Origin of the sequence: Rhizobium sp. 268 (assembly GCF_036571585.1) — a bacterium.
In the GTDB taxonomy this organism is placed as follows: Bacteria; Pseudomonadota; Alphaproteobacteria; order Rhizobiales; family Rhizobiaceae; genus Rhizobium; species Rhizobium redzepovicii.
Genome location: NZ_JAPPSO010000009.1, coordinates 225,411 through 237,366 on the forward strand (window position 1 = coordinate 225,411; position 11,956 = coordinate 237,366).

Here is an 11,956-nt window from a genome sequence, read left to right on the forward strand (position 1 = left end):
GCGATTTTCCCTCATATTTCAATCGATTATTCTTGCTCGTTTTGATTGAAGGTTGCATTCTGCCCGCAGGCGCGGGTGATCTTGGGCGGGGCATGGAGGAATTGACGACAGTCGAATTGCGGCCGGAAGCGGGCGCCGGCCTGGCCGATTCCCCAGGTTTTGCCGCGCCCGCGGTGGTGAAACGGTCGGCAAGGACCCAGTCCGCGATGCCGTTGCGCCACCGGCTGCCGGCCGCGGCCTCGCAATCGCTGCGTGCCGGAATCCGCATGCTGGGCGAGGAGGCCGACCATGGCCGACTGCTGCTGTTCTCGCCGGTCTTCCTCGGCGCCGGGGCGGCCTTCTGGTTTCTCGCGCCATGGGATTTTCCCCTCGTCGCGTCGCTTCTCTGCCTGGCGATGCCGGCGGTCGTGGTTCTCGTCGCCGGCCCCAGCCGGCCGGTGCTGCAGGCCAGCTTCCTGGCGTTGGCGCTTTTCGCCTGCGGCATGCTCTCAGCACAATTCGAGAGCTGGAGGGCTTCGACCGTGATCCTCGATTCATCCGTGACGACGACGGTGACCGGCCGTGTCGAACGGCGGGAAGGCGATGGACGTGGGCGTTGGCGCTACATCCTTGCCGTCACCGGCACGGAGGCGCCGGAGCTGAAGCGGCGGCCGGGGCGCATCACCGCGATCGTCCGCGGCGCCGATACGCCTTTCGAGATCGGTGACATCATCACCGGCAGGGCGCGGCTGACGCCTCCGGCAGGCCCAGCGCTGCCTGAACTCAACGATTTCTCCTTCAGTGCCTATTTCGACGGCATCGGTGCCAACGGCTTCTTCTATGGCGCTCCGGAGAGGGATTTGGGGGCGGGCCCGCAGGGTGCAATGTCGACGTCGGAAGCAATGCTCGAATGGCTTTACCGGCTGCGCAGCGGTATCGGCGATCGCATTCGATCGATCCTGCCCGGCGATACGGGCGCTTTTGCCGCTGCTCTGGTGACCGACGAGCGGCGCGCCATCTCGAATGCGACGACGGAGGCGCTGCGCCAGTCCGGCCTTGCTCATATCGTCGCGATCTCGGGCCTCAACATGGCGTTGTCGGCCGGCATCTTCTTCGTCGGCTTCCGGATGCTGCTCAGCCTCTTTCCAGGTGCTGCCCAGGCCTATCCGACCAAGAAGATCGCCGCAGCAGGCGCGCTCATCGCCGTCACCGCTTACTACCTGATCTCCGGCTTCGGGGTCTCGGCTGAACGCGCCTTTATCATGATGGCCATCATGCTGATTGCCGTCTTCTTCGATCGGCCGTCGATCAGCCTGCGCAATGTCGTGCTCTCGGCCCTCGTCATCATCGCCATTTCGCCCTCCGAAGTCCTGGGCCCGAGCTTCCAGATGTCCTTTGCCGCGACATTGGCGCTGGTATCGGGTTATCAGTTGTGGAAGGAGCGGCGCATTCGCGAAAACGCTTTGCTGAGGCTGCCGGTCTTCCGGCCGCTCGTTGCGGTCGCCGGTTTCTTCGGCGGCGTCTTCCTGACTTCGCTGATCGGCGGTTTTTCCACGGCGCTGTTTTCGATCGAACATTTTCATCGCCTGACCGCTTACGGCCTGCCGGCAAACCTCGCGACGATGCCGATCATCTCCTTCATCGTGATGCCGGCCGGGCTGCTGGCGATGTTGCTCATGCCGTTCGGTCTGGACGCTCCGCTCTGGAAGGTGGTCGGCTTCGGCCTTGATCTGGTGATCGCGGTCGCCAAGACAGTGTCCGGCTGGGGCGGCGATATCGGCGTCGGCCGCTTGCCCGCCTGGTATTTCGCCATCGCCGTGGCAGGCTTCCTGCTGCTGACGCTGCTCCGCACCCGGCTGCGCCATGCCGGCTCAGCAATCCTCGCCGTTTCGACCTTCATTCTGTTGATTCTGCCGGTTTCCCGGCCGCCGGATCTGGTGATTTCGGAGGATGGCGGTCTGGTCGCGCTCGTCGAGACCGCGGCAATGGCTTCCAATCGTGAAAACCCGCCGGATTTCATCTTCGACCAGTGGCAAAGAGCGCTGGTCCTGCCGACGCATCACCCGCCGAAGATGCTGGGTGGCCCCGCTATCCCGCCGGAGGGGGAAGACCGACGCGTCAGGCTTTCCCGCGAGCAACAGAATGAAGCAAGGACAGCGATGCGGGGGGCCGCCGCGGGCGGTGAAACAAACCGCTTCTCCTGCGTCAAAAAGGCCTGGTGCATATCAAGGCTTGGCAATGGCCGTGTGGTAAGCATCATCGACAATGCCGCTTATCTCGGCCCGGCCTGCGATGCAGCCGATATCGTCGTGACGCCGGTCCGCCTGCGTTTCAACAGCTGCCGCTCAGGCGCGACGCTCTTCACCGGTGAGACGCTGCGCAAGACCGGTTCCCTCGAGCTGCGCTTCGCAGATACCGGCCTGGAGGTCGCAACCGCATTCGAAACGCTGTCGCGGCCATGGATGCGCCAGCGCGCCTATGACTGGCGCAGCAACAGTTTTACCGAATCCGGCCTGTCCAGTGTCAGTGATAGCGGCGAATGAGGCCGACGAGCTTGCCCTGCACCTTGACGCGGTCGGGCCCAAAGATCCGGGTCTCGTAAGCCGGGTTGGCCGCCTCAAGCGCGATCGAGGCGCCCTTGCGGCGGAAGCGCTTCAGCGTCGCTTCCTCGTCATCGACGAGGGCAACGACGATGTCGCCGGGGCTTGCGGTGCTGCCGTTGCGGATGATCACCGTGTCGCCGTCGAAGATGCCGGCGTCGATCATCGAATCGCCCTTCACCTCCAGCGCATAATGTTCACCGGAGCCGAGCATGTCGGCGGGAACGACGATGTCGTGGGTATTGTTCTGGATTGCCGAGATCGGAACACCGGCAGCGATTCGGCCCATGACCGGCACCGAGACCGAGTTGCCGTTGTCGGCGACGGGTTTTACAGGCGCGGGGGCGGCGACCGGCTGGGGCTTGCCGAGGCTGCCCTCGATGACGCTCGGCGAAAAGCCGCGCCGGGGCTGGATGCTGGGACTATAGGCTTCGGGAAGCTTGATGACCTCGAGCGCCCTGGCGCGGTTCGGTAGGCGGCGAATGAAACCGCGTTCTTCGAGCGCTGTAATCAGGCGATGAATGCCGGATTTGGAGGCCAGATCCAGGGCATCCTTCATCTCGTCGAAAGATGGCGGAACGCCGGATTCCTTCATGCGCTCATGAATGAAAAGGAGAAGCTCCTGTTGTTTGCGCGTGAGCATCGGCGTGTGACCCCTGATTGAAACAAATCCAGAACAGACACTATATGTTCCATATGTGTTCTGCAAGTAGCTAAATTTCCGTAAAACTTGCCGCCAACTCTTTGAGATTTTTATTTTCATTCGCCGGATTGGCACACATGTCTTGCATTGGGGGTGGTGCTGTCGCACATCTCTTATCGTTTGAGGGAGGGATATGATGAACGAGCGTTCCGCCAAACCGCACCCGCTGGATCATGTCGTGCTGCCCGTCGTCAATATCGATCTGGCCCGCGAGCGGCTCGGCAAGCTCGGCTTCACGGTTGCCGCCGATGCCCGCCATCCCTTCGGAACGGAGAATGCCTGTGTCTTCTTCGCCGACAAGACCTATCTGGAGCCGCTCGGTATCGCCAGCGTCGAGGAGAGCGAGGCCTCGGCGCGGCAAGGGAATGTCTTCACCGCCCGCAACCGGGCCTTCCGCTTCCGTTGCGGCGATGAGGGGCTTTCGGCGGTGGTTTTCGGCACCGAGGATGCCGGCCACGATCATCGGCACTTCGCTGCCGGCGGATCGAGCGCCGGCGAGATGCTGGAGTTCAGCCGGCCAATGAAGATGCCGGACGGTTCCGAAAGCGTCGGCAGCTTCAAACTGGCCTTTGCAGCGGATCTGCGTGCGCCGGACTTCTTTCTCTTTACCTGCCAGCGCATCAATCCATTGCCCGCCGACCGCGGCGCGCTGGAGACACATGCCAATGGCGTGACCGGCATCGCCGAGATCGCGCTGTGCGCGCCTGATGCCGCCGCCTACGCCGGTTTCGTCAGCCTTGCCATGGCGCAGTCGGCGGTCGAGAAAACCGGTTTCGGCGTCAATATCGCGGCGCCGAATGCGAAAATCAGCCTGATGACGCCGGAGGGGCTGGAGGCCTATTTCGAGGTTGCCGTCTTATCCGCCGACCGCGGCCTGCGCGGCCGGGCCATCCTCTTCACCGTCGCCGATCTTGCCGTGACAGAAGCGCATTTGGCTGCTAACGGAGTGACCTACACGCGCAAGAACAATCGCATTCTGGTGAAGCCGGCGCCCGGGCAGGGCACGCTTTTCGCCTTCGAGGAAAGATGATGAGCACTGATACGAATTCGGAAGTCAGGATCGGCGAGGGCGCAGGCCAGGTCACCTTTTCCAATACCGGCCGCCTGTCGCTGATTGCCGGCCCCTGCCAGATGGAGAGCCGCGACCACGCTTTCATGGTTGCCGGCACGCTCAAGGAGCTCTGCGCCAAGCTCGGCATCGGCCTCGTCTACAAGAGCTCCTTCGACAAGGCGAACCGCACCTCGCTGTCGGCCGAGCGCGGCATCGGGCTTGAAAAAGGCATGCAGGTCTTCGCCGATCTCAAGAAGGAATTCGGCTTTCCGGTTCTCACCGACGTTCATACCGCCGAGCAATGCGCCGAAGTGGCAAGGGTGGTCGATGTCCTGCAGATCCCGGCCTTCCTCTGCCGTCAGACCGACCTTCTGATCGCCGCCGCCGAGACCGGCCGTGCCGTCAATGTCAAGAAGGGCCAGTTCCTCGCCCCCTGGGACATGAAGAACGTCCTGAAGAAGCTCAACGCCAGCGGCAATCCTAACGTGCTGCTCTGCGAACGCGGCGCCTCCTTCGGCTACAACACGCTGGTTTCCGACATGCGCTCGCTGCCTATCATGGCTTCGATGGGCGCGCCCGTTATCTTCGATGCGACCCATTCCGTGGCGCAGCCGGGCGGGCAGGGCGATTCCTCCGGCGGTCAGCGGGAATTCGTGGAAACGCTGGCGCGCGCAGCGGTGGCGACCGGCATTGCCGGCGTCTTCGTCGAAACCCACCAGGACCCCGACAACGCACCGTCCGACGGCCCGAACATGGTCTATTTGAAGGACATGCCGCGGCTTCTGGAAAAGCTGCTGGCCTTTGACGCTGTCGCCAAGGGCTGACAGTCAAAAGCCTGACATGTTCGTGCTATAGCGACGATCGGACATGCAGGTCGAGGGTGCCGCAATGTGCCATTGTAATTTGCACGCCTTCGATTATGACAGGCTTCGAACGATTGATCACCCACCGAGCAGGAAGAACCCATGACTGCAATCACCGATATCATCGCCCGCGAGATTCTCGATAGCCGTGGCAACCCCACCGTCGAAGTCGATGTCTATCTCGAAGACGGCAGCATGGGCCGCGCGGCCGTTCCCTCGGGCGCTTCGACCGGCGCCCATGAGGCGGTCGAGCTGCGCGACGGCGGCAAGCGCTACCTCGGCAAGGGCGTGCAGAAAGCGGTCGATGCGGCCAATACCGAGATCTTCGACGCGATCGGCGGCATCGATGCCGAAAACCAGATCCAGATCGACAACATCATGATCGAGCTCGACGGCACGCCGAACAAGTCGCGCCTCGGCGCCAACGCTATCCTCGGTGTGTCGCTGGCCGTCGCTAAGGCTGCTGCCCAAGCCTCCGGCCTGCCGCTCTATCGCTACGTCGGCGGCGCTTCCGCGAGCCTGCTTCCGGTGCCGATGATGAACATCATCAACGGCGGCGCCCATGCCGACAATCCGATCGATTTCCAGGAATTCATGATCCTGCCGGTCGGCGCCGATACGATCGCCGAAGCCGTGCGTATGGGTTCGGAAGTCTTCCACACGCTCCGCAAGGAACTGGCCGCCCAGGGCCACAACACCAATGTCGGCGATGAAGGCGGTTTCGCACCGGGCCTGAAGAGCGCTTCGGAAGCCCTCGACTTCATCGTCAAGTCGGTCGAGAAAGCCGGCTACAGGCCGGGTGAGGACATCTACCTCGGTCTCGATTGCGCCTCGACGGAGTTCTTCAAGGACGGCAAATACGTCCTCGAAGGTGAAGGCCGCACGCTCGAATCGGGCGCCATGGCCGAATATCTGGCCGAACTTGCCGCCAAGTACCCGATCATCTCGATCGAGGACGGCATGGCTGAAGACGACTGGGACGGCTGGAAGACGCTGACCGACCTCACAGGCAAGAAGACCCAGCTCGTCGGCGACGATCTCTTCGTCACCAACTCCGCCCGTCTTCGCGACGGCATCCGCATGGGTGTCGCCAACTCGATCCTCGTCAAGGTCAACCAGATCGGTTCGCTGACGGAAACGCTCGACGCCGTCAACACGGCGCATAAGGCTGCCTACACAGCCGTCATGTCGCACCGCTCCGGCGAAACCGAAGATTCGACCATCGCCGATCTCGCTGTCGCCACCAACTGCGGCCAGATCAAGACCGGCTCGCTGTCCCGTTCGGACCGTCTTGCCAAGTACAACCAACTGATCCGCATCGAGGAAGGCCTCGGCCCCCAGGCCCAGTATGCCGGCCGCTCGATCATTCGCGGCTGATCGAATCTGCTTTCGATAATTTGACCCGCGCCCTCCCGGCGCGGGTTTTTTGTTGGCCGTTTTTACGGTCAACGAACGGTTAATCTCTGGGCGTTATGCTGAACGAATTGGTAATGCGTTCAAGAGCATGCGTGTATGTGGACAAAGCATCATAAGAAGAGAAAATTCGGCCGCTTCGTCATTCCGGCCATGACGGTCGCCTTCCTCTCCTATTTCGGCTATCATTGCATTCACGGCGATTACGGCCTGCGCGCAACGGAGACGTTCGAGCACCAGCGCGTCGCGCGTGAAAAAGAGCTTGCGATCTTGAAGGCGAAGCGCGAACATCTGGAAAATCAGGTCGCGCTTCTGAGTGATGGCTCGCTCGACAAGGATATGTTGGACGAAAAAGCGCGCTATCAGCTCAATATGTCGCGCGCGGACGAGATCGTCATATTCAACCATTATTCCAATTAACCGGAATTCGGTTAATTGGAATTTTCTTTGTATTTCCAATAGTTTAGTGCTGAATACGAGCCATGCAATTATGGCATTGCTGTGGTCATATTTCTTCCCTATGGTACGCGCCATCGAGAAACGACAAACCCATAGGGAGGGTTGAATGGCGCCGCGAAAGACCGCGACCGTTTCCAGCCGCAAAACTGCAGCAAAACCGGCAGCCAAAGCATCGAATGGAGGCCCGGTAGCCGACTTCGATCGCGATGAGGAGTTCAAGGCCTATCGCGAGATGCTGCTGATCCGCCGCTTCGAGGAGAAGGCTGGCCAGCTTTACGGCATGGGCTTCATCGGCGGCTTTTGCCACCTCTATATCGGTCAGGAAGCTGTCGTCGTCGGCATGCAGATGGCGCAGAAGGAAGGCGACCAGGTCATCACCGCCTATCGCGACCACGGCCACATGCTGGCAACCGGCATGGAAGCGCGCGGCGTCATGGCCGAGCTGACCGGCCGCCGCAGCGGCTATTCCCACGGGAAGGGCGGCTCGATGCACATGTTCTCGAAAGAGAAGCATTTCTACGGCGGCCACGGCATCGTCGGCGCCCAGGTTTCGCTCGGAACCGGTCTTGCCTTTGCCAACCATTACCGCGGCAACGGCAATGTCTCGATCGCCTATTTCGGCGATGGCGCCGCCAACCAGGGCCAGGTCTACGAGAGCTTCAACATGGCGGCCCTCTGGAAGCTGCCGATCGTCTATATCGTCGAGAACAACCGCTACGCCATGGGCACCTCGACGGCCCGCGCCACTGCGCAGTCGAACTACTCGCTGCGCGGCTCCGGCTTCGGCATCCCCGGCATCCAGGTTGACGGCATGGACGTTCGCGCCGTCAAGGCGGCCGCCGACGAGGCGCTCGAACATTGCCGCTCCGGCAAGGGCCCGATCATTCTCGAAATGCTGACCTATCGTTACCGCGGCCACTCCATGTCGGATCCGGCGAAATATCGCTCGAAGGAAGAAGTGCAGAAGATGCGCTCCGAGCAGGATCCGATCGAGCAGGTCAAGGCGCGCCTCATCGAAAAGGGCTGGGCCTCCGAAGACGATCTGAAGGCGATCGACAAGGATGTCCGCGACATCGTCGCCGACAGCGCCGATTTCGCCCAGGCCGATCCGGAGCCGGATGCATCCGAGCTCTACACCGACATTCTGCTCTAATCGGGGGAGGGAACCCATGCCTATCGATATCCTCATGCCCGCCCTCTCTCCGACGATGGAAGAAGGCACGCTGTCCAAATGGCTGAAGCAGGAAGGTGACAAGGTCACCTCAGGCGACGTGATTGCCGAAATCGAAACCGACAAGGCGACGATGGAAGTCGAAGCCGTCGACGAAGGCGTCATCGGCAAGCTGCTGGTCGATGCCGGCACCGAAGGCGTCAAGGTCAACACCAAGATCGCTGTGCTGCTGCAGGACGGCGAATCGGCCGACGCGATTTCCACTGCGCCTGCTGCTGCTCAGCCAGTCGCTGCTCCGCAGGTTGCCCAGGAAGAAAAGCCGACCAACACCGGTTCGGCTGCTGCTCCCGTTCCGGCCGAGCCGAAGGCTGCCGTTCCGAACGATCCGGAAATCCCGGCCGGCACCGAAATGGTGTCGATGACCGTGCGCGAAGCGCTCCGCGACGCCATGGCCGAAGAAATGCGCGCCAGCGACGACGTCTTCGTCATGGGCGAGGAAGTCGCCGAATATCAGGGCGCCTACAAGGTCACCCAAGGCCTGCTGCAGGAATTCGGCCCCCGCCGCGTCATCGATACGCCGATCACCGAGCACGGCTTTGCCGGCGTCGGCGTCGGTGCCGCCATGGCCGGCCTGCGCCCGATCGTCGAGTTCATGACCTTCAACTTCGCCATGCAGGCGATCGACCACATCATCAACTCCGCCGCCAAGACGCTCTATATGTCCGGCGGCCAGATGGGTGCTCCGATCGTCTTCCGCGGCCCGAACGGTGCGGCCGCCCGTGTCGGCGCCCAGCACAGCCAGGATTATGCGGCCTGGTACAGCGCGATCCCCGGCCTGAAGGTCGTCATGCCTTATACGGCGTCCGACGCAAAGGGCCTGCTGAAGGCAGCGATCCGCGATCCGAACCCGGTCATCTTCCTCGAAAACGAAATTCTCTACGGCCAGCACTTCGACGTGCCGAAGCTCGACAATTTCGTGCTGCCGATCGGCAAGGCCCGTATTCACCGTTCGGGCAAGGACGTCACAGTCGTCTCCTTCGGCATCGGTATGACCTATGCGACGAAGGCGGTTGCCGAACTCGAAAAGATCGGCATCGACGTCGAGCTTATCGATCTTCGCACCATCCGGCCGATGGACCTTCCGACGGTCATCGAATCGGTCAAGAAGACCGGCCGTCTGGTCACCGTCGAGGAAGGTTATCCGCAGTCTTCAGTCGGCACCGAAATCGCCACCCGCGTCATGCAGCAGGCCTTCGACTATCTCGATGCGCCGATCCTGACGATTGCGGGCAAGGACGTACCGATGCCTTACGCCGCCAATCTCGAAAAGCTGGCGCTTCCGAACGTCGGTGAAGTCGTCGATGCGGTGAAGGCTGTTTGCTACAAATAAGGGGCGGGTGATGGCCGTGATGAAAGATGTCAGGCGCATTGCTTGGTCGATCTATTGGAAGTTGGTTTTACTCAGCGCCATCTGCGGTTTTGTTGCCGGTGCAGCTTTTGGGTTCGTTTTAGGGGTTGCTGGTGGGATTGCCGGCATACCTCGGGAGACGATAACTCCGTTTCTGCAATGGGGTGGTGCTATTAGCGGTCTGATCGCAAGTTTTTTTGTGTTCAACTTTATTTTGGCACGCACAATTGGAAAGTCGATTGGCGGGCGGCAGCTTGAACTCGCCGTTGCCGGTTCGCTCAGGGAGGGCCACTAATATGCCGATCAATATCACGATGCCCGCCCTCTCTCCGACCATGGAGGAAGGCAATCTTTCCAAATGGCTGGTCAAGGAAGGCGACACGGTCAAGTCTGGCGATGTGATCGCCGAGATCGAGACCGACAAGGCGACGATGGAAGTCGAAGCCGTCGATGAAGGCACGGTCGCCAAGCTCGTCGTTGCCGCCGGCACCGAAGGTGTCAAGGTCAATGCGCTGATCGCCGTTCTCGCCGCTGATGGCGAGGATGTCGCCACTGCGGCAAGCGGTGCAGGCTCTGCCGCTCCGGCGAAGGCTGACGCCGCCCCCGCGCCGAAGGCCGAGGCTGCACCGGCGAAGGCTGAGGCGGCTGTAGCGCCGGCGCCCGCCGCCGCACCCGCGGCGGTTTCCTCAAACGGCAACCGCACCTTCTCTTCGCCGCTTGCCCGCAGGCTTGCCAAGGAAGCCGGTATCGATCTTTCGGCTGTCGCCGGCTCTGGACCGCATGGCCGCGTCGTTAAGAGCGACGTCGAAGCCGCCGTTGCCGGTGGTGGCGCCAAACCTGCCGCCGCGCCGTCCGCTGCTGCCCCGCAGGCTGCCGCCGCTCCGGCTCCGGCCGCAGCGCCGAAGGCCGCTTCCGAGGATGCCGTGCTCAAGCTCTTCGAGCCGGGCTCCTACGAGCTCGTGCCGCATGACGGCATGCGCAAGACGATCGCCCGGCGTCTGGTCGAATCCAAGCAGACGATCCCGCATTTCTATGTCAGCGTCGATTGCGAGCTCGACGCTCTGATGGCGCTGCGCGCGCAGTTGAACGATGCGGCGCCGCGCAAGGATAACGCTCCAGCCTACAAGCTCTCGGTCAACGACATGGTCATCAAGGCCATGGCGCTGGCGCTGCGTGACGTGCCGGATGCCAACGTCTCCTGGACCGAGACCAACTTGATCAAGCACAAGCACGCCGATGTCGGCGTCGCCGTCTCGATCCCCGGCGGCCTGATCACCCCGATCATCCGCAAGGCCGAGCAGAAGACGCTGTCTGTCATCTCCAACGAGATGCGCGATCTCGGTAAGCGGGCCAAGGACCGCAAGCTGAAGCCCGAGGAATATCAGGGCGGCACTAGCTCGGTGTCGAACATGGGCATGATGGGCGTCAAGAACTTCGCAGCCGTCGTCAACCCGCCGCATGCGACGATCCTCGCGGTCGGCGCCGGCGAACAGCGGGTCGTCGTCAAGAACGGCGAAATGGCGATCGCCACGGTGATGTCGGTTACGCTGTCGACCGACCATCGCTGCGTCGATGGTGCGCTCGGCGCCGAGCTGCTCCAGGCCTTCAAGGGCTACATCGAGAACCCGATGGGCATGCTTGTCTGATAGCTGGGCGGAGGCGGAAATGACCAAGACCGTTCTTTGCTATGGCGACTCGCTGACCTGGGGTTATGACGCCGATACGATCGGCCGTCATGACTACAAAAACCGCTGGCCGAGCGTGCTTCAGGCAGCGCTCGGCAGCGAGGCGCGCATCATCGCCGAAGGGCTGAACGGCCGCACGACCGCTTTCGACGATCATCTCGCCGATTGCGACCGCAATGGTGCGCGCGTTCTGCCGACGATCCTGCAGACGCATGCGCCGCTCGATCTCGTCATCCTCCTGCTCGGCACCAACGATATGAAGCCGGTCGTGGCGGGTTCGGCCTTTGCCGCCTGCCAGGGCATCAGCCGCCTCGTGCGGCTGATCCGCAATCACGCCTGGCCCTTCGAATTCGACGGGCCGGAGATCCTGATCGTGGCGCCGCCGGCGATCTGCGCGACGGGCAATGTGCCTTTCGCCGCGTCCTTTCCGGGCGGCATCGACGAATCGGCAAAGCTTGCGACGCTTTATCGTGATCTTGCCGACGAACTCGGTTGCGGCTTTTTCGACGGCAATTCCGTCGCCAGGACCACGCCGATTGATGGCATCCATCTCGATGCGGAGAATACGCGGTCGCTGGGGCGCGGGCTGGAATCGATCGTTCGGATGATGCTGGGGATCTGACG

The 11,956-nt window shown here is 62.1% G+C and carries 11 protein-coding genes; 10 read left to right on the forward strand and 1 reads right to left on the reverse strand.

All coding sequences use genetic code 11. The annotated features are described in order from the left end of the window. Nucleotides 1-92: 92 nt before the first annotated feature. On the forward strand, nucleotides 93-2,522 hold the full coding sequence (locus OS035_RS19345) for a ComEC/Rec2 family competence protein (protein WP_183777724.1): 2,430 nt from the start codon (nucleotides 93-95) through the stop codon (nucleotides 2,520-2,522). Here OS035_RS19345 and lexA read toward each other — a convergent pair. Then, nucleotides 2,503-3,222, reverse strand: coding sequence for a transcriptional repressor LexA (gene lexA / locus OS035_RS19350; protein WP_097625365.1), 720 nt, complete (start codon nucleotides 3,220-3,222; stop codon nucleotides 2,503-2,505). The genes OS035_RS19345 and lexA overlap by 20 nt on opposite strands. Nucleotides 3,223-3,418: 196 nt before the next feature. On the opposite strand from lexA, the gene OS035_RS19355 reads away from it, so the two are divergent. From OS035_RS19355 to OS035_RS19395, 9 genes are all read left to right on the forward strand, one after another. Beyond that, complete coding sequence (locus OS035_RS19355; RefSeq protein WP_183777723.1) at nucleotides 3,419-4,312, forward strand: VOC family protein; 894 nt, start codon at nucleotides 3,419-3,421, stop codon at nucleotides 4,310-4,312. After that, entirely contained in the window at nucleotides 4,312-5,157 is an 846-nt protein-coding gene (gene kdsA / locus OS035_RS19360; RefSeq protein WP_097625366.1) for a 3-deoxy-8-phosphooctulonate synthase, read from the forward strand. The genes OS035_RS19355 and kdsA overlap by 1 nt, the downstream gene beginning before the upstream one ends. A 141-nt stretch (nucleotides 5,158-5,298) precedes the next feature. Then, the gene (gene eno, locus OS035_RS19365; protein ID WP_064838359.1) at nucleotides 5,299-6,573 is read left to right on the forward strand and encodes a phosphopyruvate hydratase; all 1,275 of its coding nucleotides are present in this window, start codon (nucleotides 5,299-5,301) and stop codon (nucleotides 6,571-6,573) included. A gap of 135 nt (nucleotides 6,574-6,708) precedes the next feature. After that, the gene (locus OS035_RS19370; protein WP_049735204.1) at nucleotides 6,709-7,029 is read left to right on the forward strand and encodes an FtsB family cell division protein; all 321 of its coding nucleotides are present in this window, start codon (nucleotides 6,709-6,711) and stop codon (nucleotides 7,027-7,029) included. A 145-nt stretch (nucleotides 7,030-7,174) separates the two neighbouring features. Further along, nucleotides 7,175-8,221, forward strand: coding sequence for a pyruvate dehydrogenase (acetyl-transferring) E1 component subunit alpha (pdhA, locus tag OS035_RS19375; protein ID WP_097625368.1), 1,047 nt, complete (start codon nucleotides 7,175-7,177; stop codon nucleotides 8,219-8,221). A 16-nt stretch (nucleotides 8,222-8,237) separates the two neighbouring features. Beyond that, nucleotides 8,238-9,629, forward strand: a complete 1,392-nt coding sequence (locus OS035_RS19380) for a pyruvate dehydrogenase complex E1 component subunit beta (protein ID WP_183777720.1) — start codon at nucleotides 8,238-8,240, stop codon at nucleotides 9,627-9,629. A gap of 10 nt (nucleotides 9,630-9,639) precedes the next feature. Beyond that, the gene (locus OS035_RS19385) at nucleotides 9,640-9,942 is read left to right on the forward strand and encodes a hypothetical protein (RefSeq protein ID WP_064838362.1); all 303 of its coding nucleotides are present in this window, start codon (nucleotides 9,640-9,642) and stop codon (nucleotides 9,940-9,942) included. 1 nt (nucleotide 9,943) lies between these two features. Beyond that, complete coding sequence (locus OS035_RS19390) at nucleotides 9,944-11,293, forward strand: pyruvate dehydrogenase complex dihydrolipoamide acetyltransferase (protein ID WP_183777719.1); 1,350 nt, start codon at nucleotides 9,944-9,946, stop codon at nucleotides 11,291-11,293. A gap of 19 nt (nucleotides 11,294-11,312) precedes the next feature. Then, nucleotides 11,313-11,954 (forward strand): SGNH/GDSL hydrolase family protein, encoded by a 642-nt coding sequence (locus OS035_RS19395; protein WP_131710883.1) that lies wholly within the window; start codon nucleotides 11,313-11,315, stop codon nucleotides 11,952-11,954. Nucleotides 11,955-11,956: the final 2 nt, after the last annotated feature.